General features: G+C 71.3%; 23 protein-coding genes. 11 read left to right on the forward strand and 12 right to left on the reverse strand.

Going from position 1 to position 23,448, the window contains the following annotated elements; translation table 11 throughout:
- The first annotated feature begins 58 nt into the window (after window positions 1–58).
- Window positions 59–307: a type B 50S ribosomal protein L31 gene (locus IFT51_RS07100; protein WP_192060376.1), complete on the forward strand. Its 249-nt coding sequence runs from the start codon at window positions 59–61 to the stop codon at window positions 305–307.
- 135 nt (window positions 308–442) lie between these two features.
- Here the strand turns inward: IFT51_RS07100 and IFT51_RS07105 are convergent, their stop codons facing one another.
- Window positions 443–1,153: an exonuclease domain-containing protein gene (locus IFT51_RS07105; RefSeq protein ID WP_192060591.1), complete on the reverse strand. Its 711-nt coding sequence runs from the start codon at window positions 1,151–1,153 to the stop codon at window positions 443–445.
- Between the two features lie 99 nt (window positions 1,154–1,252).
- The gene (treS, locus tag IFT51_RS07110) at window positions 1,253–2,992 is read right to left on the reverse strand and encodes a maltose alpha-D-glucosyltransferase (RefSeq protein ID WP_192060377.1); all 1,740 of its coding nucleotides are present in this window, start codon (window positions 2,990–2,992) and stop codon (window positions 1,253–1,255) included.
- A 70-nt stretch (window positions 2,993–3,062) separates the two neighbouring features.
- Between treS and IFT51_RS07115 the strand changes: the two genes are divergently transcribed.
- Together IFT51_RS07115 and IFT51_RS07120 are read left to right on the forward strand one after the other, a co-directional pair.
- Window positions 3,063–3,968, forward strand: a complete 906-nt coding sequence (locus IFT51_RS07115; protein ID WP_243213447.1) for an alpha/beta fold hydrolase — start codon at window positions 3,063–3,065, stop codon at window positions 3,966–3,968.
- Window positions 3,965–5,044, forward strand: a complete 1,080-nt coding sequence (locus IFT51_RS07120) for a glycosyltransferase family 1 protein (protein WP_192060378.1) — start codon at window positions 3,965–3,967, stop codon at window positions 5,042–5,044. The genes IFT51_RS07115 and IFT51_RS07120 overlap by 4 nt, the downstream gene beginning before the upstream one ends.
- Window positions 5,045–5,065: 21 nt before the next feature.
- Here the strand turns inward: IFT51_RS07120 and IFT51_RS07125 are convergent, their stop codons facing one another.
- The gene (locus IFT51_RS07125) at window positions 5,066–5,710 is read right to left on the reverse strand and encodes a histidine phosphatase family protein (protein ID WP_192060379.1); all 645 of its coding nucleotides are present in this window, start codon (window positions 5,708–5,710) and stop codon (window positions 5,066–5,068) included.
- A 30-nt stretch (window positions 5,711–5,740) separates the two neighbouring features.
- On the reverse strand, window positions 5,741–6,607 hold the full coding sequence (locus IFT51_RS07130) for an NAD-dependent protein deacetylase (protein WP_192060380.1): 867 nt from the start codon (window positions 6,605–6,607) through the stop codon (window positions 5,741–5,743).
- 101 nt (window positions 6,608–6,708) lie between these two features.
- Here IFT51_RS07130 and IFT51_RS07135 point away from each other — a divergent pair, with 101 nt between their 5' ends.
- Window positions 6,709–7,533 (forward strand): RNA methyltransferase, encoded by an 825-nt coding sequence (locus IFT51_RS07135; protein ID WP_192060381.1) that lies wholly within the window; start codon window positions 6,709–6,711, stop codon window positions 7,531–7,533.
- Window positions 7,530–8,768: a D-alanyl-D-alanine carboxypeptidase family protein gene (locus tag IFT51_RS07140; RefSeq protein ID WP_192060382.1), complete on the forward strand. Its 1,239-nt coding sequence runs from the start codon at window positions 7,530–7,532 to the stop codon at window positions 8,766–8,768. The genes IFT51_RS07135 and IFT51_RS07140 overlap by 4 nt, the downstream gene beginning before the upstream one ends.
- A 51-nt stretch (window positions 8,769–8,819) precedes the next feature.
- On the opposite strand, the gene IFT51_RS07145 is transcribed toward IFT51_RS07140, so the two are convergent.
- A complete protein-coding gene (locus IFT51_RS07145) occupies window positions 8,820–9,608 on the reverse strand; it encodes an SGNH/GDSL hydrolase family protein (RefSeq protein WP_192060383.1) in 789 nt (262 codons plus the stop codon).
- Between the two features lie 39 nt (window positions 9,609–9,647).
- Between IFT51_RS07145 and IFT51_RS07150 the strand changes: the two genes are divergently transcribed.
- The 4 genes from IFT51_RS07150 (at window position 9,648) to IFT51_RS07165 (ending at window position 14,401) form a co-directional block, all read left to right on the forward strand.
- The gene (locus IFT51_RS07150) at window positions 9,648–10,841 is read left to right on the forward strand and encodes an acyl-CoA dehydrogenase family protein (RefSeq protein WP_320478906.1); all 1,194 of its coding nucleotides are present in this window, start codon (window positions 9,648–9,650) and stop codon (window positions 10,839–10,841) included.
- A gap of 36 nt (window positions 10,842–10,877) precedes the next feature.
- Window positions 10,878–12,206 (forward strand): DNA polymerase IV, encoded by a 1,329-nt coding sequence (gene dinB / locus IFT51_RS07155; protein WP_192060385.1) that lies wholly within the window; start codon window positions 10,878–10,880, stop codon window positions 12,204–12,206.
- 62 nt (window positions 12,207–12,268) lie between these two features.
- On the forward strand, window positions 12,269–14,062 hold the full coding sequence (locus IFT51_RS07160) for a DEAD/DEAH box helicase (RefSeq protein WP_192060593.1): 1,794 nt from the start codon (window positions 12,269–12,271) through the stop codon (window positions 14,060–14,062).
- 84 nt (window positions 14,063–14,146) lie between these two features.
- Entirely contained in the window at window positions 14,147–14,401 is a 255-nt protein-coding gene (locus tag IFT51_RS07165) for a hypothetical protein (RefSeq protein WP_192060386.1), read from the forward strand.
- Here IFT51_RS07165 and IFT51_RS07170 read toward each other — a convergent pair.
- From IFT51_RS07170 to IFT51_RS07200, 7 genes are all read right to left on the reverse strand, one after another.
- Complete coding sequence (locus IFT51_RS07170; RefSeq protein ID WP_192060387.1) at window positions 14,350–14,880, reverse strand: hypothetical protein; 531 nt, start codon at window positions 14,878–14,880, stop codon at window positions 14,350–14,352. The genes IFT51_RS07165 and IFT51_RS07170 overlap by 52 nt on opposite strands.
- A 92-nt stretch (window positions 14,881–14,972) precedes the next feature.
- Window positions 14,973–16,022 (reverse strand): glycine betaine ABC transporter substrate-binding protein, encoded by a 1,050-nt coding sequence (locus IFT51_RS07175; protein WP_192060388.1) that lies wholly within the window; start codon window positions 16,020–16,022, stop codon window positions 14,973–14,975.
- Between the two features lie 3 nt (window positions 16,023–16,025).
- Entirely contained in the window at window positions 16,026–16,796 is a 771-nt protein-coding gene (locus IFT51_RS07180; RefSeq protein WP_371740726.1) for an ABC transporter permease, read from the reverse strand.
- Window positions 16,793–18,103: an ABC transporter ATP-binding protein gene (locus IFT51_RS07185; RefSeq protein ID WP_192060389.1), complete on the reverse strand. Its 1,311-nt coding sequence runs from the start codon at window positions 18,101–18,103 to the stop codon at window positions 16,793–16,795. Before IFT51_RS07185 ends, IFT51_RS07180 begins: the two co-directional genes overlap by 4 nt.
- Complete coding sequence (locus tag IFT51_RS07190) at window positions 18,090–18,740, reverse strand: ABC transporter permease (protein ID WP_197981868.1); 651 nt, start codon at window positions 18,738–18,740, stop codon at window positions 18,090–18,092. The genes IFT51_RS07185 and IFT51_RS07190 overlap by 14 nt, the downstream gene beginning before the upstream one ends.
- Before the next feature lie 121 nt (window positions 18,741–18,861).
- Entirely contained in the window at window positions 18,862–20,250 is a 1,389-nt protein-coding gene (locus tag IFT51_RS07195; protein WP_192060390.1) for an LLM class flavin-dependent oxidoreductase, read from the reverse strand.
- Between the two features lie 79 nt (window positions 20,251–20,329).
- Entirely contained in the window at window positions 20,330–20,962 is a 633-nt protein-coding gene (locus IFT51_RS07200) for a helix-turn-helix domain-containing protein (RefSeq protein WP_371740727.1), read from the reverse strand.
- Window positions 20,963–21,107: 145 nt separating this feature from the next.
- Here IFT51_RS07200 and IFT51_RS07205 point away from each other — a divergent pair, with 145 nt between their 5' ends.
- Window positions 21,108–22,688, forward strand: coding sequence for an NCS1 family nucleobase:cation symporter-1 (locus IFT51_RS07205; protein WP_371740728.1), 1,581 nt, complete (start codon window positions 21,108–21,110; stop codon window positions 22,686–22,688).
- Between the two features lie 13 nt (window positions 22,689–22,701).
- Window positions 22,702–23,445, forward strand: coding sequence for an aspartate/glutamate racemase family protein (locus IFT51_RS07210; protein WP_192060391.1), 744 nt, complete (start codon window positions 22,702–22,704; stop codon window positions 23,443–23,445).
- Window positions 23,446–23,448: the final 3 nt, after the last annotated feature.

A 23,448-nucleotide genomic window follows, 5' to 3' on the forward strand; every position in this document is an offset into this window, starting at 1 on the left:
CGACGGAAACGTCCCCAGACATCCACTCCATCACTCGTTCGCTAGACCTAGGACAATCATGAAGACCGACACCCACCCCGAGTACAAGCCGATCGTCTTCCGCGACCTCGCATCGGGCGCCACGTTCCTGACGCGCTCGACGACGACGAGCGACAAGACCATCGAGCTCGACGGTGAGACCTACCCGGTCATCGACGTCGAGATCTCGTCCGAGTCGCACCCGTTCTACACGGGCAAGCAGCGCATCCTCGACTCGGCCGGTCGCGTCGAGAAGTTCAACTCGCGCTACAAGAACTTCGGCAAGTAGACCTCGATCTCTTCCGCCTGACGGGGCGGTCCACTTCGGTGGGCCGCCCCGTTTCGCGCGCCTGGGGACGGCCTTCTGCGGATGCGGCCGCTCGTGCAGGTCGCGGCGCCCGCAGTCGGAGTGTCGGCGGCGGACTCAGCCGCTGATCGGCCGCTGCGGCCAGTCGCCCCAGGCGACGAACGTCGGGTCTTTGCTGCGACGCATGTACTGCTGGAAGCTCTCGGCCTGGGTCTGGCACCAGTCGATCTGGAGATCGTGCAGCCGGGTCGACGGGACCGCCAGCTGGTCGGGGAACTTCTCGGCCATGGCCTGGGCCACCCGGCCGGCCGCGATGGCATCCGCCCCGGCATCGTGGGCGTCGTCGAGGGTGACGCCGTACACGCCGGCGGCGGCCTCGAGCGTGCGCTTCCCCTTGCGGTACCGGTCGACGGCCTTGTCGATGACGAGCGGGTCGACGACGCACCCGATGGTGCTGACGTCGCCCAGCGGCTCGATGCCGTGCCGACGCGCCTCACGGTCGAGGAGGGTCAGGTCGTACGGCGCGTTGTAGACGACCAGCGGGACACCACGGGCGAACACCGCACGGACCGCGGCGACGACCTCGGCGACGACCTCGGCCGCGGGGCGCCCCTCGGCACGGGCCTGCTCGGTGGAGATGCCGTGCACCGCGCTCGCCTGCTCGGGGATCTCGACACCCGGGTCGGCGAGCCAGGCGCCGTGCGCGATGCTCGTGCCGTCGGCGTCGATCAGGCCGACGTGAGCCGTCACGATGCGAGCCGTCTCGACGTCGATTCCGGTCGTCTCGAGGTCGAAGACCCCGAGCGCCTTCCACCACTCGGACGGCACCGGCCCGGCCGCGAACCCGCCGCCAGCGGATCCGTCGCCGGAGACCGCCTCGTCAGACGGTGCGTTCGGGGAGAGGTCGGTGTCGGTCACGCCTCGAGTTTACGAGGCACCACCGACGACGCCCTGACCGGTGTTCGGCACGTCACCGACGTGGAGCCAGAAGAACGCCTGCGTGCCGAGGGTGAGCGTCACGCGACCCTCGTCGTCGAACGAGGGGAACTGGGCTCCGCCGAAGAGGTCGTAGAGCGTCCGACCCGCGAACTGCGGGGCGTGGATCGTGACCGACGTCGGGTTGTGAGCGAACGAGAAGACGCACAGGATGTCTTCGGCCGAGTCGCCGAACTGCGTCTCGGACCCCTCGTACGAGCGGACGAACGAGAGCACCGACTCGTGGTCGGTGTCGAGCACCGACAGGGTCCCCATGCCGAAGGTGGGGTGCGCCTTCCGCACGTGGATCACGTTGCGGATCCAGTGGAGCAGCGAGCGCGACTGCGCCAGCTGGCTCTCGACGTTGACCAGGTTGTAGTTGAAGACGAGCGACTGCACGACGGGCAGGAACAGCTTGCCCGGGTCGGCGGTCGAGAAGCCGGCGTTGCGGTCGGGCGTCCACTGCATGGGCGTGCGCGACGAGTCGCGGTCGGGCAGCCAGATGTTGTCGCCCATGCCGATCTCGTCGCCGTAGTACAGGAACGGGCTGCCCGGCAGCGCGAACAGGAGGGCGTGCACGAGCTCGAGCTCCGCGCGCGAGTTGTCGAGCAGCGGCGCGAGGCGACGACGGATGCCGATGTTCGAGCGCATGCGGGGGTCGTAGGCGTACCAGCCGTACATCGCCTGCCGGTACTCCTCGCTGACCATCTCGAGGGTGAGCTCGTCGTGGTTGCGGAGGAACACCGCCCAGGCGGCGCCCGGGGGCACCTCGGTGGTCTCGGCGAGGATCCGCTTCAGCTCGCCGCCGTGCTGGGCGCGCAGCGAGTAGAAGATGCGGGGCATGACGGGGAAGTCGAACGCCATGTGGCACTCGGGCTCGTCTTCGGTGCCGAAGAACGCGGCGGTCTCGGCGGGCCACTGGTTGGCCTCGGCGATGAGCACCCGCCCCGGGAACTCCTCGTCGACCATCGCACGCAGGCGCTTGATGAACTCGTGGGTCGCGGGCTCGCCCTCGCCGTTGCCCTCCTCGGTCTCGAAGAGGTACGGGATGGCGTCGAGTCGCAGACCGTCGACGCCCATCGACAGCCAGTGGCGCACGACGTCGAAGACGGCCTCCTGGACGGCGGGGTTCTCGAAGTTGAGGTCGGGCTGGTGCGAGAAGAAGCGGTGGAAGAAGAACTGGCGTCGCACCGGGTCGAAGGTCCAGTTCGACTCCTCCGTGTCGACGAAGATGACGCGGATGTTCTCGTACTCGTCGTCGGTGTCGCGCCAGACGTAGAAGTCGCCGTAGGGGCCCTCGGGGTCTTCGCGGCTCTGCTGGAACCACTCGTGCTGGTCGGAGGTGTGGTTCAGCACCATGTCGATGACGATGCGCATGTTGCGCTCGTGCGCCTTGGTGACGAGGTCGCGGAACTCGTCGAGCGTGCCGAACTCGGGCAGGATCGACTTGTAGTCGGCGATGTCGTACCCGCCGTCGCGGAGCGGCGACTGGAAGAACGGCGGCAGCCAGAGCGCGTCGACCCCGAGCCACTGGAGGTAGTCGAGGCGGGAGTGCAGACCCTGGAGGTCGCCCGCCCCATCCCCGTTGCTGTCGACGAACGAGCGGACCATCACCTCGTAGAAGACGGCACGACGGTGCCAGTTCGGGTCGAGGGTCAGTCCGGGCTGCTGAATCGGGGCAGTGAAGCTCACGCGTGCAACTCTACGGTGGCTCGCGTCCCTTCGCGCGCCGGGTTCAAGGTGCGGCTCGTAGACTCGCGGGGTGATCGTCCGAGAGCCCCGCGTCCCGTCGCCCTACCGTTCGCGCCTCGCGGCGTTCGATGTCGAGGAGCGGGTCGCCGAGGTCGCCGGCAGCTCGACCCGCTACTGGACGTACGAGCCCGTGGGCCCCGAGGAGGCGCGGGTCACCGTCGTCGCCGTCCACGGCTTCCGCGGCGATCACCACGGTCTCGAGCCCGTCGTGGCGCATCTCACCGGGGTCCGGGTGATCATGCCCGACCTTCCCGGCTTCGGCGAGTCGTCGCCGCTCGCGAGCGAGCACAGCGTCGAGGCCTACGCGGCCTGGCTGACCGCGTTCGTCGAGTCGATCGGTCTCGGCGACGACGTCGTCGTGCTGGGTCACTCCTTCGGGTCGATCGTGACGTCGGCCGCCGTCGCCTCCGGGCTCCGCGCCTCCCGGCTCGTCCTCGTCAATCCGATCGCGGCGCCGGCGCTGCAGGGCCCGAGGGGCGTGGTGACGCGCCTGGCCGTCTTCTACTACTGGGCGGGGGCCGCACTGCCCGAGCGCTCCGGGCTCGCCGCCCTGCAGAGCCCTCTCGTCACGCGGTTCACGAGTCTCGCCATGGTCAAGACGCACGACCGCGGTCTGCGGCGCTGGATCCACGACCAGCACGACTCGTACTTCTCGCGGTTCTCCGACCGCCGCGTCGTGCTCGACGCCTTCCGCGCCTCCGTCTCGAGCGATGTCAGCACGTACGCGGCTGGCGTCGACGTGCCCACGTTGCTCGTCGCGGCCGATCGCGACGACATCACGGCTCTGCCCGCGCAGCACGAGCTCCGGGCGCTCTTCCCCGACGCGACCCTCGCCGTCATCGACGGGGTCGGTCACCTCATCCACTACGAGAAGCCCCGCGAGGCCGCCGCCGCGGTCGAGGCGTTCGTGCGATGAGGGTCGTCGTCGACTGCCGTTACATCCGGGTCGGGCGCCATGACGGCATCAGCCGCTTCACCGCGGGGGTGGTCGGGGCCCTGGCGACGACCCACGACGTGACCCTGCTCGTGAGCGACCTCCGGCAGCTCGACAAGCTGCCCGATCGACCGCACGTGCTCGTCAGCGCGCCCACGAGTCCCCTCGAGCCCCTCGTGGCGCTGCAGGTGAACCGTCTGCGACCCGACGTCGTGTGGTCGCCCATGCAGACGATGGGTTCGTTCGGGCGCCGCTACCCGCTCGTGCTCACGCTGCACGACCTCATCTACTACACCAACCGCACGCCGCCCCCCGAGTTCGCCCTGCCGATCCGGCTGCTCTGGCGGCTGTACCACCTCGCCTGGTGGCCGCAGCGACTGCTGCTGAACCGTGCCGATGCCGTCGTGACCGTCAGCCGGACGACCCTCGACGAGATGCGCCTCCATCGACTCACCCGCCGACCCGTCACGGTCGTGACCAACGCGGCGGACCCGGTCGAGGCCGCGCCCCCACGCGCGGCGCCTCGTCACCGCGACCTCGTCTACATGGGCTCGTTCATGCCGTACAAGAACGTGTCGGCGCTGGCGAGGGCGCTTCCGCTGCTCGACGGGTACCGGCTGCATCTGATGAGCCGGGTGTCGGAACGCGAGCGCGCCTCCTTGTCGGCCCTGGCCCCCGCCGGGTCGCTGGTGTTCCACGACGGCGCGAGCGACGACGAGTACCGCGACGTCCTGCTCGGTGCGACGGCGGTCGTGACGGCCTCGCGTGCTGAGGGCTTCGGCATCCCCCTGGTCGAGGGGATGGCGCTCGGCACCCCGGCCGTGGTCAGCGACATCCCGATCTTCCGCGAGATCGGCGGCGAGGCCGCGGTCTACTTCGACCCCGAGTCGCCGGCCTCGATCGCCGCGGCGGTGCGTCGGCTCGAGCGCGAGTGGGCCGCCCGGTCGACCGCCTCGATCGCCCAGGCCGCGCGATTCTCCTGGGACGCTTCGGCGTCGGCCCTCGCCGACGTGCTCGAGTCGGTCTCGGCGGCGCGCGGCACCACGACCCGCAGCTGACCCCTCCGAGGAGGCGCCGGCTCAGTCGCGCCCGCCGGCCTCCGACTCGAGGGCGTTCTGATAGTCGAAGTCGAACGTGCCGGGTCGCTCGGACTCGACCTCGATCGGGTCGTCGAACTCGCGCAGCACCAGATCGCCCCCGTCGGAGGCGAACGAGTGGATCGATCCGTTGCGGATCGGGATGCCCGCATGCGCCTCCGTGTCGGGGGAGACGTGGTTGACCACGGCGCGGATGACCGCTCCGTGCGTGGCCACGACGACGAGCCCGCCGTCGTGCCTGCGGGCGATGTCGGCCAGGGCGGGCAGCACCCGGGCCACCAGGTCGGTGCGGCTCTCGCGTCCGGGCACGGGGGTGCCCGCCGGGAAACGGGCTTCGACCTCGGTTCCGGTCAGGCCCTCCGCCTCGCCGTAGCGGCGCTCGGCGATCGCGGGGACGTGCAGGGGAGCAGGGAGCCCCAGGACGTCGGCGATGATCGCGCCCGTCTCGGCGGCGCGCACGAGGGGGCTCGCCACGACCGCGGTCACCCGCCTCCGGGACAGGAGGTCGCCGGTCTCGCGGGCCTGCGACCGCCCCAGGTCGTTCAGGGGGATGTCGGTCGCGCCCTGGATGCGCCGCGCGCGGTTCCAGTCGGTCTCACCGTGTCGCACCAGGTACAAGAGGGTCACCGTCGTTCCTCCGATCGGCGGAACGACCCGTCAGGGGATCAGACGCTCCGCGAGGGCCGCCAGCGTCTCTGACGTGCCGGAGTTCAGCTTAACCGCGGCCCGACCGTCGCCCTTCGTGACGCCGCGGTTGACGACGACGACGGGCAGACGTCGACGCGTCGCCTGGTCGAGCAGGCGGATGCCCGAGTTGACGACCAGCGACGAGCCCGCCACGAGCAGCGCGTCGGCGGCGACGACGAGCGAGCGCGCCTCGGCGAAGCGCTCGACCGGGACGAACTCGCCGAAGAAGACGACGTCGGGTTTCAGCATGCCGCCGCACACCGTGCAGACCGGCACCTCGAACGAGTCGATGTCGTCGACCTCGACGTCGCCGTCGGGCGCGAGCCGGACGCTCTCGGGATGCTCGAGCCAGGGGTTCGCCGCCGCGAGTCGGGCGGCGACCATGTCGCGCGCGAACGACTGGCCGCAGGTCAGGCAGATCACCCGGTCGACCGTGCCGTGCAGATCGACGACCCGACGCGAACCGGCCCGCACGTGCAGGTTGTCGACGTTCTGCGTCACCACGCCGTTGATCACCCCGGCGCGCTCGAGGTCGGCCAGCGCGCGGTGGCCGGTGTTCGGCTCGGACGACCGGAAGGACTTCCAGCCGAGGTGGCTGCCGGCCCAGTAGCGCTTCCGATAGCGGTCGCTCGAGAGGAACTGCTGGAACGTCATCGGGTTGCGCGGGGGAGCACCCGCACCGCGGTAGTCGGGGATGCCCGAGTCCGTGCTGACACCGGCGCCCGTCAGCACGGCGACGCGGCGGCCTCGGAGGACCTCGACGGCGGCGTCGAGCGAGGCGGCATCGGCGGCGGGCTCGACGGCGCTGCTGCTCGAGGACGTGGCGTCCGGCACCATCGGGGCTCCTTCGGGTCGGTGGACGTTAGCCTAAACGTCGTCACCCCCCGTTTTCCTTCCGCCGGCCGGCCACGGCCCGGACCTCACCGCCCCGGAGCACCGTGCGCATCACCCGCATCACCGATCTCGACCACCCGGCTCTGGCCGACTACCGCCGACTCACCGACGTCGCGCTCCGCCGGGTGACCGAGCCCGAGGGCGGCCTCTACATCGCCGAGTCGTCGAAGGTGATCGAGCGGGCCCTCCGGGCGGGTCACGTGCCCCGGTCGGTGCTCATGACCGACCGCTGGCTGGCCGACATCGAACCGCTCGTGGCCGACCTCGAGGGCGAGATCTTCATCGGCGACGCCGCCCTGCTCGAGACGCTGACCGGCTACCACCTGCACCGCGGCGCCCTCGCGGCCATGCACCGCCCCGCGCTGCCCGAGATCGCCGACGTCCTCGCCGGCGCCCGCCGGGTCGTCGTGCTGGAGGACATCGTCGACCACACCAACGTCGGGGCGATCTTCCGGGCCGTGGCCGGGCTCGGCGCCGACGCCGTCCTCGTCACCCCCCGCTGCGCCGACCCGCTCTACCGCCGGAGCGTCCGCGTCAGCATGGGCACCGTGCTCCAGGTGCCGTGGACGCGCCTCCCCGACTGGCCGGAGGGCGGAGAGCTGCTGCGCGCCGCGGGGTTCGAGGTGGCCGCCCTCGCCCTGTCCGATGACGCGGTGCCGCTCGACGCCTACGCCGCCGATCCTCCTGAGCGGGTGGCGCTCCTCCTCGGCACCGAGGGCGACGGACTCAGCCGCGCGGCCCTCCGATCGTCCGACGTGGTCGTGACGATCCCCATGCTGCACGGCGTCGACAGCCTCAACGTCGCCGCGGCCTCGGCCGTGGCCCTCTGGGCCCTGCGCGTCCCGGCCGCCACGGTCGAGGGTCGATGAGCCGGCGCCCCGGGCGACCGCGCCGTCGTGTGGTCGCCGCGGCCGTCGCCGTGCTCGTCGTCCTGACGGGGTCGTACACGTCCCTCGCCCTCGCCGGCCCCACGTCGCCGCAGTCGGCCACCGCCTCCGTCTTCGAGGCCCCCCGTCAAGCCGCCCCGGCGCTGACGTTCCCCGATTACGGGGCCACGGCGGTCCAGGCGCTCGGCTACGACGACAGCCTGACGACGAGCGGCGACGACCGACCCCGACCGATCGCCAGCATCAGCAAGATCGTCAGCGCCCTCGTCGTGCTCGACGCGAGACCCCTCGACGGCGGCGACGGGCCGGTCATCACCTTCGACGCCGACGATGCCGCGCTCTACGACGCGTACCTCGCCCGGAACGGCAAGGTGGCGCCGATGCCAGCCGGTCTCCGTCTGACCCAGCGTCAGGCCCTCGAGGTGTCGCTGATCGAGTCGGCCAACAACTACGCCGACGCCCTGGCGCTGTGGGCCTTCGGCAGCACCGACGCGTTCGTCGCCGCGACCGACGCGTGGCTCGACGAGAACGGCCTGACCTCGACGACCATCGTCGAGCCGACGGGCATGTCGCCGGCGAACACGAGCACCGCGACCGACCTCGTCGCCCTCGGCCGACTCGCCCTCGCCGACCCCGTCGTCGCCGAGATCGTCCGCACCGACGCCGTGACCGTCCCCGGCGTCGGCGAGATCGAGAACTCGAACGAGCTGCTCGGACTCGACGGCGTCACCGGCATCAAGACCGGCACCCTCGACGAGGCCGGCGCCTGTCTGCTCTTCTCCGCCGACTACGCGATCGACGATCAGACGGTCACGGTGGTGGGCGTCATGCTCGGCGGCGTCGACCACGACGCCCTCGACGTCGACGTGCAGGCCCTGCTCGCCAGCTCGGTCGCGCGCTTCCAGACCATCGACCTCGCGCGGGCGGGCGACTCGTTCGGACGGTACGACATGCCGTGGGGTGCCGAGGGCGAGGCCGTCGCCGCCGACGACGCCTCGGTGCTCGTCTGGGGCGACGAGGCGGTCGACGCCGTCGTGACGACGGAGCCGATCGGGCCCGACGCGGCGGGGGCCGAGGTCGGGTCCGTGCGCTTCACGGTCGACGACCAGGTCGTCGACGTGCCCCTCGAGCTCGATCGCGACATCCCCGAGCCGGGGGCGTGGTGGCGGTTGACGCACCCGCGTGAGATCGCGGCCGGGCTGAGCCGCACCTCCTGAATCGCACCGCGCCTCCTCGACCTCTCGAGGCATGCCGGGGGAGGGCTGACCTCAGGGCTCGTCGCGGTGGACGACCATGACGGCGTCGGGCCGCTTCGCCTGCCGACCGTCACCCGACGACTGGTGCCGGATCCGACGGACCACCCAGGGCACGAAGTACTCGCGCGCCCAGCCCATGTCCTCCGAGCGCGCCTGCCGCCACGGGCGCCGCGCGAGCGGCTCGGGCCGGTAGGGCTCGAGATCGTTCTCGACGGCGAGGGAGGCCAGGACCATCCGCGCGATGGTGTGATGACCCAGCGGGCTGAAGTGCAGCCGGTCGGGCGCCCACATGCCCGGCCCGGAGAGCTCGCGGAGCGCCCACATGTCGGCCACCACGGCGTCGTGCCGCGCCGCGATCGAGTGCACGTGCTCGTTGTAGATCGCGACCTTGCCGCGCAGTCGGCCGAGCACGGGGGTGGACCCGATGTCGGGCCCGGTGAAGACGACGACCGTGGCCCCGTCGCTGCCGAGACGCTCGACGAGCCCCTCGAAGCCGGCGGCGACCCGGTCGGGGTCGGTGCCCGGGCGGATGATGTCATTGCCCCCGGCCGAGACCGTGACGAGGTCGGGGCGCAGCGCGAGCGCGGCGTCGGCCTGCTCGTCGATGATCTGCTGCAGCAGTCGGCCGCGGACGGCCAGGTTGGCGTACGCGAAGTCCTCCGTCGACGACCCGAGGACCTCGGCCACCCGGTCGGCCCAGCCCCGGTGCCCGCCCGGCGAGCGTTCTTCGGGATCGCCGATGCCCTCCGTGAACGAGTCGCCCAGGGCGACGTAACGAGACCACGGATGTTGCTGCGACATGCCCACCACGTTACCCGCCGGGCGGATTACTCTCGACCCGTGCACGAACCAGGCCCCGTCTCGCCCATCACCCGCGGCACCACGCCCGAGGAGGCGCTGCCCGACGAGCTCCTCGAGCGCTTCCGGCAGCGGGCGGCCGTGTCCGATCACGAGAACGCGTTCCCGGTCGACGACCTCGACGAGCTCAGGTCTCGCGGCTGGCTGCGACTGTTCGTCCCGGAGGACCGAGGAGGCGCGGGTCTCGGACTCGAGGCCGTCGCGGCCCTGCAGAGTCGCCTGGCCACGGCGGCCCCGGCGACCGCGCTGGCCGTCGGCATGCACCTGGTGTGGACGGGCTGCGCCGCACTGCTGCACGCCCGCGGCGACGACTCGCTCGGGTACGTGCTCGACGAGGCCGGCCGCGACGAGATCTTCGCCTTCGGCGTCAGCGAGCCGGGCAACGACCTGGTGCTCTTCGACTCGGTCACGAGGGCCGAGCCCGACGGCGAGGGCGGCTACCGGTTCACCGGCACCAAGATCTTCACCTCGCTCTCGCCGGTCTGGACCCGCCTCGGCGTGTTCGGCCGCGACGACGGCGACCCCGACGCCCCTGCGCTGGTGCACGGGTTCCTGCGACGCGAGGACGGCGGACACGAGTCGCTGGGGGACTGGGACACCATCGGCATGCGGGCCACCCAGAGTCACACCACGCGTCTCGAGCAGGCTCCCGTCGCGGCGTCGCGCATCGTCCGTCGTCTGCCGGTCGGACCGAGCGCCGACCCGTTCGTCTTCGCCGTGTTCGCGGTCTTCGAGACGCTGGTGTCGGCGGTGTACCGGGGGATCGCCCGGCGTGCCGTCGAACTGGCCGTCGAGTCGGCCACGACCCGGGGGTCGCGTCGAGCCGGCGGGGCGCCGCTCTCGGACGACGCGATCGTCCGCTGGCGGATCGCCGACGCGGCCATCGCGCTCGACGGCATCGAGCCGCAGGTCGACTCGATCGCCCGCGACGTCGACTCGATGGTCGACCACGGAGCGTCGTGGTTCCCCCGTGTCGTGGGGCTGAAGACCCGCACGACCGAGACCGCCCGCGCCGTCGTCGATCAGGCCGTCTCTGTCGCCGGCGGCGCCTCGTACCGCAGGTCGTCCGAGCTGGGACGCCTGCAGCGGGACGTGCTCGCCGGCAGGTTCCACCCCTCGAGCACCGACTCGGCGCACGCCACGACGGCGGCCTGGCTGCTCGGGCCCGTCTCCTGAGCAGCGGATGTCGGAGGCCCGTGTGAGGATGCACGGGTGAGCAAACAGGACGGCAGCGGGCGGCTGGTCACCACCGTGCCCACCGACGATGCGACCGCGCCGATCCTCCACGTCGACATGGACGCCTTCTTCGCGTCGGTCGAGCTGCTCGACCGCCCCGATCTGCGCGGACTCCCGGTCGTGATCGGTCACCGGTCGGACAGGTCCGTGGTCACGGCGGCGACCTACGAGGCCCGCAAGTACGGCGTCAACTCGGCCATGCCCATGGCGATCGCCCTGCGGCGCTGCCCGCAGGCGATCGTCCTCGAACCGCATGGCGAGAAGTACCGGCACTACTCGTCGATCGTCATGTCGATGTTCGACGACGTCACGCCGATGGTCGAACGGCTGGGCATCGACGAGGCCTTCCTCGACGTCTCGGGGTCGATCCGACTGCTCGGGTCCGTCTTCGACATCGCGACGGAGCTCCGTCGGCGCGTGCACGCCGAGACGGGTCTGCACTGCAGCATCGGCGCCGCGTCGACCAAGTTCGTCGCGAAGCTCGCCTCGAGCGTCGCCAAGCCCGACGGTCTGCTCATCGTGCCGCACGAGGCCACACTCGCGTTCCTGCACCCGCGTCCGATCAGCGGGCTCTGGGGGGTCGGCGGCAAGACGGAAGAGACCCTGCTCAATCTCGGCCTGCGGACGATCGGCGACGTCGCCAACGCACCCCTCGACACCCTCGTCCGAGCCGTCGGGCCGGCCGGCGGCGCCAAGCTGCACTCGCTGGCCTGGGGCCGCGACCCCCGCTCCGTGACGACCACGGCCGAGGAGAAGAGCGTCGGGCACGAGGTCACCTTCTCGACCGACGTCACCGACCCCGTCGAGATCCGGCGCGAGCTCCTCCGCCTCAGCGACAAGGTCGGCGTGCGACTGCGCGCGGCGGGGATGAGCGGCCGCACCGTCGTGCTCAAACTGCGCACCACAGACTTCGCCACGATCACCCGGTCGAAGACGCTGGCCGAGCCGACCGACCTCGGGCGCCGCATCTACGACGAGGTGCGCGCCGTCTACGAGGCGACGGGCAAGCAGCACGAGCGCATCAGACTGGTCGGGGTGCGCGTGGAGCAGCTCGTACCCGGCGGGGGCGGCGGGCTCTCGCTCGGCCTGTGGGACGACGACGCCGACTGGCGCGAGGCCGAGTCGACGATGGACGCCCTGCAGGCCCGATTCGGTGCGGCCATGCTGACGCCGGCGTCGCTGCTCCGCCAGGGCACCGGTCGACCGGGCTCGGGCCGACCCGGCTCGGGTCGTCCGCCGCGGGGCCGTCCGGGGCCTTCGCCGGTCGAGCCGTCCGTCGACCCCGGGTACAGTGGGGTCGAGTGAGCACAGCTAGCGTGGACGACCCTTCGGGGCCCGACGACATCCGCGACGACGGCACTCTCGATCTGACCGACGTCGGCGTCTCGGCCGGCAACTCGGCCGCCGAGCACCTCTCGCCCGCGTTCCCCGAGAGGGCGGCCTGGGGCACCGCCGCGAAGCTGCGCGCCTGGCAGGCCGAGGCCCTCGAGCAGTACTTCGCCACCGACCCGGTCGACTTCCTCGCCGCAGCCACCCCCGGTGCCGGCAAGACGACGTTCGCCCTGCGTCTCGCCACCGAGCTGCTCTCGCGCGGGGTCGTCGACCGGGTGGTCGTCGTCGCGCCGACGGAGCACCTCAAGCGCCAGTGGGCCGACGCGGCAGACCGGGTCAACCTCCGACTCGACCCCATGTTCAAGAACGCGGACGTCACCTTCGGTCGGCACTACCACGGTGTCGCGGTCACATACGCCCAGGTGGGCATGAACCCCGAGGTCCACCGTGCGCTCACCGAGGCGGGTCGCACTCTCGTGATCCTCGACGAGGTCCACCATGGCGGCGACGCCCTCAGCTGGGGCGACGGGATCCGCGAGGCCTACGGCAAGGCGACGCGGCGACTCTCCCTCACCGGAACCCCCTTCCGATCGGACACCGCGGCCATCCCCTTCGTCACGTACTCGGCCGACGAGCACGGCATCCGGACGTCGCGGTCCGACTACGCCTACGGCTACGGTCGCGCCCTCGCCGACGGGGTCGTCCGGCCGGTGCTGTTCATGGCCTACGCCGGGCAGATGCGGTGGCGGACGCGCATGGGCGACGAGATGAGCGCCTCCCTGGGCGAGGCCGTGACCAAGGACATCACCGCGCAGGCCTGGCGGACGGCCCTCTCGCCTCAGGGCGACTGGATCCCGGCCGTGCTCTCGGCCGCCGACAAGCGCCTCACCGAGGTGCGTCGCGGCGTCCCCGACGCCGGCGGGCTGGTCATCGCCACCGATCACACGGTCGCGCGTCAGTACGCCGCCGTGCTGCAGAAGATCACCGGCGAACGCCCGACCGTGGTCCTCTCCGACGAGAAGGCGGCCAGCGACCGGATCCAGGCGTTCTCCGAGAGCGAGAGCCGATGGATGGTCGCGGTCCGCATGGTCTCCGAGGGCGTCGACGTGCCGCGGCTGGCGGTGGGCGTCTACGCGACCTCCGCATCCACGCCGCTGTTCTTCGCCCAGGTCGTCGGTCGCTTCGTGCGTGCCCGTCGTCGGGGTGAGACCGCGTCGATCTTCCTGCCGAGCGTCCCGAGTCTGATGGCGCTGGCCGGGCAGCTCGAACTCGAACGCGACCACGCGCTCGACCGCCCGACGAACGCCGACGACGGCATCTTCGCCCCCGAAGAGGACATGATGGCGGCCGCCAACCGAGAGGAGAAGGCGTCGAGCCTGCTCGAGCAGCAGCCCTTCGAGGCCCTCGACTCGCAGGCCTCGTTCGACCGTGTCCTCTACGACGGCGGCGAGTTCGGCACCGGCGGCGAGATCGGGAGCCTCGAAGAGCTCGATTTCATCGGGATCCCCGGCCTGCTCGAACCCGACCAGGTGCGCGACCTGCTGCGGCAACGGCAGGCGACGCAGGCACGTCGTTCGTCGAAGACGGGCTTGCCGACGGTCGCCGCCCCCGTCGAGACGGCCCGTCCCCTCTATCAGACGATCAAAGAGCAGCGTCAGGAGCTCAGCCGGCTGGTCTCCATCTGGTCGCGTCACTCCAACGAACCGCATGGTCTCATCCACGCCGACCTGCGGCGCATCAGCGGCGGCCCCTCCGTGGCGCAGGCCAGCACCGAGCAGATCCAGAAACGCATCGACGTGCTGCGCGGCCGCATCGGCAACCGCAAGTGAGTCGGACCCGGCCGAGGGCGCAGCTCCCCGCCGGGTCCGAACGGCTACGCAGCCGCTGGCGCTCCCGCCGCGTACGATCGGGGGATGCTGGATGAGATCGGTCACGATCGGTGGTTCGTCCGCCGCGACGCCGACGCTGCACCTCAGGCCCTGATCGAGCGGTTCGGCGGCGGGTACCGCCTGACGCTGTGGTCGCTCGTCGAGACCGAGCAACGGCCGCTGGGTGTCTTCACCTCGGCCGAGCAGGCGCAGATCGCGTGGTGGCGTCATCTCGACCGGGAGCGGGGTCAGCGCAGGGGGAGCACCTCCGCGAGGGCCAGGCGCCTCGGCGAAGACTGACCACGGGTCTGTCGGGCCACCGCCCTGCTGATCACCCGGGCCCGTTCGTCGCTCTGGTCGGACGTCCGTGCTCCCTCGGCGGACCACGATGTCACGCCGTCGTCCGAACAGCCCAGCACGGACCGTACGACCAGACCGCCCGTGGCGCTCAAGGCGAGCAGGGCGTCGCGCCACGCGAGATCCGACTCGCTCGCCGTCGACGCGCCCGGTCGTTCGACCACGAAGGCGAGCCACGCCACGTGGAACTCGGCCACGACGGCCTCGAGGGCGACGCCCCAGTCGTCGACGGCGCGAGGTGACGGCCACTCCGAGATCCCCTCGAAGGGGACCATCATGGGCAGCTGCACATCGTCGGCGTCGAAGAAGAGCGTCCACAGCTGACGCCGGATGGCCACCGGCAGCAGCTCGGACGCCCGGGCGGCGAGGGCCGCCTCGTCCGGCACGGGGCGGTGAGGATCCGGGGGTGTTCGACAGGTCATGGCACCAGCGTGCCGAGGCGCGGACGTCGTCAGGACGCCGTCCACAGCCCGGACACGTGGGGGAGTCACCCGACCGAGGTGGGGAGGGAACGTCAGGGGCGGGTGACGAAGCCCTTGTCGACCATCCAGTCGAAGGCGACGTCCGCAGGCTCCTCGCCTTCGACGTCGACCCGCAGATTGAGCTGGCGGAGCTCCTCGTCGGTCAGCTCGGGCGAGATCTGGTCGAAGACGTCCGCGAGCCCGGGGTACGTCTCCAGCGTCGCGGCCGACAGCACCGGGGCCGCGTTGTAGGCGGGGAAGAACCCCTCGTCGTCCTCCAGCACGGTGAGGTCGAGCGCGTCGATGCGGCCGTCGGTCGTGAAGATCTCGCCGAAGTTGCAGTTGCCCCGGTCGGTCGCCTCGTAGACCGTCCCGGTGTCGAGGATGCTGACGTTGTCGGTCGGCACGCCGTCGGGGGCGCCCAGCTCGAGTCCGTAGCGCTCGAGCATGGGCTTGAACCCGTCGGCACGCGAGTTGAACTCCGCCTCGACGCAGAACGTCCGCTGCTCGACCGGGAGGGCCGCGATGTCCGAGAGCGTGGCGACGTCGCCCAGCTCGGCCACCGCCTCCGACCGGACCGCCATGGCGTACGTGTTGTTCAGCGGTGCCGGCTCGAGCCAGGTCAGGCCGTTGGCGACGTCGGCGTCGCGCACGGCCTCGTACTGCTCCTCCTGGTCGGGGATCCCCTCCGCCTCGCCGAGGTACGTGAGCCACGCGGTGCCGGTGTACTCGTACGTCATGTCGGCGTCGCCGTCGAGCATGAGCTGCCGCACGGCGACGCTGCCGGGCACGTTCGTGAGGTCGGTGACCTCGAAGCCCGCCGCCTGCGCCGCGAGGACGGCGATCTTGCCCAGCACGAGCTGCTCGGTGAAGTTCTTCGCCGTGACGGTGAGCGCGGCGTCGTCGGGCAGACCCTCGATCGCCTCGATCGAGCCGGGTGCCACGGCGGGGACGAAGGCCGTCGCCGGCTGCAGACCGCATCCGGTCAGTCCGGCCACGGTCGCGACCGCGACGAGGCCGGCGGCCGTTCCGCGGACGACCCCGAGGCGTCGCAGGCGGCGAGGTGTCACGAGGGCTGGGCGCCCGGTGGGGGTCGATGCCATGGGTCAGAGTCCCTTCGGACGGGCGACGTGCTCGACGAGTCGCCCCAGCCAGTCGATGAGCAGTGCGAGCAGTGCGATGAGGATCGCACCCGAGACGAGCACGCGCGGGAGGAAGAGGTTGACGCCCGTGGTGATCAGCAGCCCGAGCCCGCCCGCCCCGATGAACGTGGCCAAAGCGGCCGAGCCGACGAGCAGCACGAGAGCCGTCCGGATGCCCGACAGCATCACCGGCACGGCCAGGGGCAGCTCGACCTTCATCAGGACGGAGAACGCGCTCATGCCCATGCCCCGGCCCGCCTCGACGAGGCGGGCGTCCACGCTCTGCAGGCCGATCATCGTGTTGCGCAGCACGGGGAGGACCGCGTAGAGCACGAGGGCCACCACCGCCGCCCGGAACTCGAAGCCGAGCCAGAACGCCAGGAGGACGATGAGGCCGATGGCGGGGGCGGCCTGCCCGAAGTTCGCGACCGCGAGGATGCCGCCGCTGACCTTCACGAACGGCTTCCGTGTGAGGAGGATGCCGAGCGGGATGGCGATGACGAGCACGATGAGCGCCGAGACGAACGTCAGCGCGAGGTGCTCGCGCATCAGCGACAGGAGGGTGTCGGTGTTCAACGTGGTGCGTTCGCCGGCGGTGAGGTCGGCGACCGACAGCCAGACCGCGAAGGCGACGAATCCGAGGAGGACCGCGATCGGCTGGGGCAGGAGGGCCAGCCAGGCCCGGCGTGGTCGCCCGCGCGCGCCGGCGACGGGGGCGGCGGCCGCGGCGCTCACGGTCGGCCGCCGTCGGCAGGACGCGCGTCGCCGCCCGGCGCCGCCTCGGAGTCCGCCGTGGGGAGTGAGCCCGCCGTCGACGTCGGCAGGGCGTCGAGGGGGCCCGTGTTCGTGCCCACGGGCGTGTAGTCGGCTGCGACGGCGGCGGCCTTCCGCGCCCTCGTGATGGCCTCCATCACGACCTCGACCGTGATGACGCCGATGAAGGAGTCCCGGCGCCCGGTCACGAGGGCCGCGCCGGCGCTCGAGACGAGCATGGTGTCCAGGGCGTCGTTCAGGGTGGCGCCGCTGCCGATGACGGGCAGGTCGTCGTCGACGGTCGACGGCACCGTGGTGAGTCGCGAGAGCTGCCTCGTGGAGGGCCAGGCGATGGGCCGGTTGCGCTCGTCGACGACGACGGCGTGATTGTGACCGGCGGCCTTCGCACGGGCGAGCACCTCGGCGCCGGACTCGCCGGGGGAGGCGACCACCGCCTCCTCGAGATCCACGTCGCCGACGCGGCTGAGGGTCAGCTGCTTCAGCCCCGCACCGGAGCCGATGAAGTTCTCGACGAACTCGTTCGCCGGCTCGGCGAGGATGCGCTCGGGGGTGTCGTACTGGACGATGTGCGCGCCCTCCGAGAAGACCACGATCCAGTCGCCGAGCTTCACGGCCTCGTCGAAGTCGTGGGTGACGATGACGATCGTCTTCTGCAGCTCGTGCTGGATGTTGATCAGCTCGTCCTGGAGGCGCTGGCGGGTGATCGGGTCGACCGCGCCGAAGGGCTCGTCCATGAGGAGCACGGGCGGGTCGGCGGCCAGGGCGCGCGCCACGCCGACGCGCTGCTGCTGCCCGCCGGAGAGCTCGCGGGGGAACCGGTCGCGGTACGTCGCAGGATCGAGCGAGACCAGCTCGAGCAGCTCGTCGACGCGGGCCGCGATCCGCTCCTTCGACCAGCCGAGCATCTTGGGCACGATCCCGATGTTCGTCGCCACCGTCATGTGCGGGAAGAGCCCGCCGGCCTGGATCACGTAGCCGATGCGACGTCGGAGATCGTCGCCGTCGATGTCGGTGACGTCGTCGTCCCCGAGCACGATGCGGCCCTCGGTGGGCTCGATCAGGCGGTTGATCATCTTCAGCGTCGTGGTCTTGCCGCAGCCGGACGGGCCGACCAGCATGACGATCTTGCCCGCCGGGATCTCGAGGGTGATGCCGTCGACGGCCGGGGACGCCTGACCCGGGTACCGCTTGGTCACCTGCTCGAGTCGGATCGCCTTGCCGGACACGTCTCCGGTGGACGGGACGGCGGGGGAGTCAGTTCTGGACACGGATACCTCGCGAGATGGTCAGGCGGCCGAGGCCGACGAGCAGGAGATCGAGCACGGCGGCGAGGACGACGACGCCCACGACCCCGGTGACGACGGAGGCGAGCGCGTTCGCTCCGCCGGTTCGGGACAGACCCGAGAAGATGAAGCCGCCGAGACCCGGCCCGAGGCTGTAGGCCGCCACGGCGGCGATCCCCATCACCATCTGCGCGCTGACGCGGACGCCGGTGAGGATGATCGGCCAGGCCAGGGGGAGCTGCACCGTCAGCAGCGTGCGCATCGAGCCCATCCCCGCGCCGCGCGCCGACTCGAGCAGCGACGCGTCGACCTCGTTGAGCCCGACGACGGCGTTGCGCAGGATGGGCAGGGTCGCGAAGAAGGTGACGATGGCGACGGCCGGCGGCACGCCGAATCCGAGGAACGGGATCAGGAGGCCGACGAGCGCGAACGACGGGAGGGTGAGACCCACGGCGGACACGCCGTTGGCCACGGCGCTCAACCAGGCGCTGCGGTGCACCAGCACCGCGATGACGACGGCCAGCACGACGGCCAGGACGACGCACTGCACCACGAGGGAGAAGTGCTGCCACGAGGCGAACCAGATCTGGTCCCACCTCGCGGCCACGTAATCGAACACCATCGTCGCCCGCCCCTCGTCTCGACGGGGCCTCGTGGCCCGTCACCCCACGACCGACGAGGACGCGAAGGTGTTCCACCCTAACCAGGATGCGAGAGCCGTGTCATCGCGGGCTGGGCCCCCACTACGAGGCCGTCGCCGCGCCTCCTACGGTGAATCGGGCTCCGTGGTGCTCGGCGGGCAGCCGGTCGCCGCGTCCGAAGAGCTTCTGGCGGAGCGTGCCCGGCTCGTACCCGGTCGGGTAGACGCCGCGGGCCTGGAGCACCGGGATCACGTGCTCGACGATGTCCTCGAACGTGCCGGGCGTGATGGCGTAGGCGAGGTTGAAGCCGTCGACGTCCGTCTCGTCCACCCACTCCTGGAGCTGGTCGGCGATCTCCTCGCCCGAGCCCACGATGCGCGGTCCGAGGCCGCCGATGCCCGCCGCCTCGGCGATGTCGCGGATGGTCCACTCCCTGCCCGTGTCGCCCGCCTGCGCCTGGAAGTTGGCCAGCGCCGACTGGATCGCATTGCTCTCGACGTCGCCGACCGGGTCGTCGAGCGAGTAGGTCGAGAGGTCGACGCCCATCCAGCCCGACATGAGCGTGAGGGCGCCCTCGTGCGACGCGTACCGCTGGTACTCCTCGTGCTTCGCCGCCGCCGCCTCGGGCGTCGCGTCGGTGATGATCGTCAGCAGCGTGTAGATGCGCGCCGAGTAGCGGTCGCGCCCCGCCGCCTCGAGGGCGTCGCGCAGCTTCGCGACGGTCGCCGCGAGGCGCTCCTTCGTGGGCGCGGCGACGAAGATCGACTCGGCGTTCCCGGCGGCGAACCGGATGCCGCGGGGGGACGCCCCGGCCTGGTAGATGACCGGCGTCCGCTGCGGGCTGGGCTCGGCGATGTGGATGCCGGGCACCTTGTAGTACGTGCCGTCGTGATCGATCGAGTGCACCTTCGACGGGTCGGTGAAGACGCCGCTCTCGCGATCGCGGACGACGGCGTCGTCCTCCCACGACCCCTCCCAGAGCTTGTAGAGCACCTCGAGGTACTCGTCGGCCTGGTCGTAGCGCGTGTCGTGGTCGAGCTGGTCGTCGGCTCCCATGTTGCGGGCCGCGCTCGGCAGGTAGCCGGTGACGACGTTCCAGCCGACGCGCCCCTCCGTCAGGTGGTCGAGCGTCGACATGCGGCGGGCGAAGGGCACGGGGTGCTCGTAGGCCGTGCCGGCGGTGATCCCGAAGCCGAGGTGCTCGGTCGCGGCCGCCATGGCCGAGACGAGCAGGATGGGGTCGCCGACGGGGGTCTGGGTTCCGTTCCGCAGCGCGGCGTCGTGGTTCCCGCCGTAGACGTCGTAGGTGCCGAGCACGTCGGCGATGAAGAGCCCGTCGAAGACGCCCTTCTCGAGGAGGCGCGCGAGCGAGGTCCAGTAGCTCAGCTTCGTGTAGTCCGCCGAACGGTCGTCGGGGTGGCGCCACAGCCCGGGGGACTGGTGCCCCACGCAGTTCATGTCGAAGGCGTTGAACCGGATTCGTCGAGTCATGCGTCCATTGTTCGGGCACTCGCGCGACGTTTCCCGGGCGGCGACACACGGCGTCACACAGTGCTCGGCGCCGGGCGGCTCAGGCCCCCGGGTGGACGATGAGCCAGGTGGCCACGGCGTCGACCGCGCCGAGGTTGCCGAGCCGGTGGGGCAGATCGCACGGGAACGTCACGGAGTCGCCCGCCCCGACGACCACGCGCTCGTCGGGGAAGTCGATGGTGAGCTCGCCCGAGACGACGGTGCCGACCTCGTACCCCTCGTGCGTGACGAGGTCGTTGACCCCGGTCGCCGAGGCTCCGGGCGGGTAGGTCGACTCGAAGAAGTCGACTCCGCGGAGGTGGCCGGGCGACAACCGCCGGAAGACCACCCCGTCGCCGAGCACGACCGGCCGGGTCTCGTCGGCCCGGGCGACGACCGGGCCCCGAGGAGGCGCGGTGTCGGTCTCGTCGAGCGCCCCCGCCGTCTCGGCCTCGAACACGTCCGCCAGCGGGACGCCCAGCACCTGCACGATGGTGAGCAGCCGGCTCACCGACGGCCGTCGAGCACCGCGTTCGAGCTGCGACACGGCGCTCGGCGAGATCTCGAGCCTGGCGGCGAGCGATCGCAACGACATGCCGCGGGCGAGGCGGAGCTCTCGGAGGCGCGACCCGAGCACGGCCGCGTCGAGCTCGACGGGGTCGTGGGAGGGGCGGGGCAGGCGCGGAACGGTCACGGTTCGCCGATCGGTCGGGTGTGAAGCGACTGCTGTCACACGCTCGTTACAAGCCGGAAACCGACGACGCCGTGTGAAGCCATAGATTCACAGAACGACGAGGATCACCTCCCACTCACGCTACCTCGTCCCTCAGGAGGCAATCGTGGCATCGAACACCGCACCGCCCGTCGAGACGGCAGCGCAGCACCCGTCGGGTTCGGCCACCACCGCGAAGGCGGGCTACCACCCCGATCTGACGAACGACGACCTGGCGCCGCTCGCCCGGCAGACCTGGGGCGGCTACAACATCTTCGCCTTCTGGATGTCCGACGTGCACTCCGTCGGGGGCTACGTGACGGCGGGCAGCCTGTTCGCCCTCGGCATCGCCAGCTGGCAGGTGCTGGTCGCCCTCGTGGCCGGCATCCTCATCGTCAACGTCTTCACGAACCTCGTCGCCAAGCCCAGCCAGCGGACCGGCGTGCCCTACCCGGTCGTCAACCGAGCTGTCTTCGGGGTCCGCGGGGCGAACATCCCGGCGATCATCCGCGGACTCATCGCGACGGCCTGGTACGGCGTGCAGACCTATCTGGCGTCGCAGGCCCTGACCATCGTGTTCCTCAAGTTCCTCCCCGCCAGCGCCGCTCTGCTCGGGCCGTCGTTCCTGGGTCTCGACGCCCTCGGCTGGATCAGCTACGGCATCCTCTGGGTGGCTCAGGCCGCGCTGTTCTGGCGGGGGATGGAGTCCATCCGCCGGTTCATCGACTTCGCGGGCCCCGCGGTCTACGTCGTCATGATCGTCTTGGCCGTCTACCTCGTCTCGCAGGCCGGCTGGGGCGCCATCAGCCTGAACCTCTCCGCGGGGCCGCCCCTGGAGTTCGGAGCCTCGATCCCGCTCATGCTCTCGGCGGTGGCGATCGTGGTCAGCTACTTCTCCGGTCCGATGCTGAACTTCGGCGACTTCGCCCGGTACGGTCGCAGCTTCCGCGCGGTGAAGAGGGGCAACCTCCTCGGTCTGCCCGTCAACTTCCTCTTCTTCTCACTGCTCACGGTGATCTGCGCCTCCGCGACCGTCCCGGTGTTCGGCCGTCTGATCACCGACCCCATCGAGACCGTCGACGCCATCGGGACGCCCTTCGCGATCCTGCTCGGCGGGCTGACGTTCATCACGGCCACCGTCGGCATCAACATCGTCGCGAACTTCATCTCGCCGGCGTTCGACTTCACGAACGTCAGCCCGCGTCGGATCAGCTGGCGCGCCGGCGGCATGATCGCGGCCGTCGGCAGCGTCGCCCTCACCCCCTGGAACTGGTACGGCGACGCGCAGGCGATCCAGTACTCCCTCGGGGTGCTCGGCGCGCTGATCGGCCCGCTCTTCGGCATCCTCATCGCGGGCTACTACCTCGTCGGGCGGCAGCGCATCGCGGTCGACGACCTGTACACGATGGGCCCGGCCGGGCGGTACTGGTATCGCGGGGGAGTGAATCCGAACGCCGTCCGTGCGCTCGTCGGGTCGGGTCTCGTGTCCGTGGCGATCGCCGTCGTCCCGGCCCTGGTCGTCGACCTCGGCGGGCCGTCGGCGACCTGGATCAGCGACTACAGCTGGTTCGTCGGCTGCGGGCTCGGTCTCGTCTCCTTCCGGTTCCTCGAACGACGCCGGCCGCAGATGCCGTCGCTCGACGCCCACGACGAGACCGTCGACGACGGCACGACCGTCGACGACGGCACGATCGTCGCCACCGCCTGAGGAGCCCCGCACCATGCACGTCCGCGTCGTCAATCCGAACACCAGCGTCGGCATGACCCGATCGATCGGCATCGCGGCGCGGGCCGCGGCCTCGCCGTCGACCCGCGTCACGGCCGTCAACCCGACCATGGGGCCGGCCTCGATCGAGAGTCACTACGAGGAGGCGCTGGCCGTGCCGGGCCTCCTCGAGCAGATCGCACTGGGCGAGCGCGACGGGGTCGACGCGTACGTCGTCGCGTGCTTCGGCGACCCGGGTCTCGACGCCGCCCGCGAGCTCGCCCGGGGCCCGGTGATCGGCATCGCCGAGGCCGCGTTCCATGCCGCCTCGTTCGTCGCGCGTCGGTTCGGGGTCGTGACGACGCTCGGTCGCACGACCGGCCGCGCCCGCGAGCTGGTCGACCGGTACGGCTTCGGGCCGGCCTGCGTCGAGGTCAGGGCCTGCGAGATCGCCGTGCTCGAGCTCGACGACCCCGCCTCGGAGGCGCGGCGGGTCGTCGCCGACGAGTGCCGCGCCGTGTTCGCCGCAGGGGCCGACGCGGTCGTCCTCGGCTGCGCGGGGATGGCCGACCTGTGCCACGACCTGAGCGACGAGCTCGGTGCCCCGGTCGTCGACGGCGTCGGAGCCGCGACCGCCTTCGCGGAGTCGCTCGTCCGGCTGCGCCTGCGGACGAGCACCCGCGGCGAGTACGCCGCACCGCCGCGCAAGGACTTCGCGGGTCTGCTCGCGCCGTTCTCGCTCGCGGGCGCGCGCGTCTGACCG

Source organism: Frigoribacterium sp. CFBP 13712, from assembly GCF_014842255.1.
Classification (GTDB): Bacteria; Actinomycetota; Actinomycetes; order Actinomycetales; family Microbacteriaceae; genus Frigoribacterium.

Coding starts and splice junctions, on each gene's coding strand:
- IFT51_RS07140 (WP_192060382.1), top strand. CDS start 7,530: ATGAGCCGGCGCCCCGGGCGACCGCGCCGTCGTGTGGTCGCCGCGGCC.
- IFT51_RS07175 (WP_192060388.1), bottom strand. CDS start 16,022: ATGGCATCGACCCCCACCGGGCGCCCAGCCCTCGTGACACCTCGCCGC.
- IFT51_RS07145 (WP_192060383.1), bottom strand. CDS start 9,608: ATGTCGCAGCAACATCCGTGGTCTCGTTACGTCGCCCTGGGCGACTCG.
- IFT51_RS07120 (WP_192060378.1), top strand. CDS start 3,965: ATGAGGGTCGTCGTCGACTGCCGTTACATCCGGGTCGGGCGCCATGAC.
- IFT51_RS07210 (WP_192060391.1), top strand. CDS start 22,702: ATGCACGTCCGCGTCGTCAATCCGAACACCAGCGTCGGCATGACCCGA.
- IFT51_RS07190 (WP_197981868.1), bottom strand. CDS start 18,740: ATGGTGTTCGATTACGTGGCCGCGAGGTGGGACCAGATCTGGTTCGCC.
- IFT51_RS07195 (WP_192060390.1), bottom strand. CDS start 20,250: ATGACTCGACGAATCCGGTTCAACGCCTTCGACATGAACTGCGTGGGG.
- IFT51_RS07165 (WP_192060386.1), top strand. CDS start 14,147: ATGCTGGATGAGATCGGTCACGATCGGTGGTTCGTCCGCCGCGACGCC.
- IFT51_RS07100 (WP_192060376.1), top strand. CDS start 59: ATGAAGACCGACACCCACCCCGAGTACAAGCCGATCGTCTTCCGCGAC.
- IFT51_RS07170 (WP_192060387.1), bottom strand. CDS start 14,880: ATGACCTGTCGAACACCCCCGGATCCTCACCGCCCCGTGCCGGACGAG.
- IFT51_RS07130 (WP_192060380.1), bottom strand. CDS start 6,607: ATGGTGCCGGACGCCACGTCCTCGAGCAGCAGCGCCGTCGAGCCCGCC.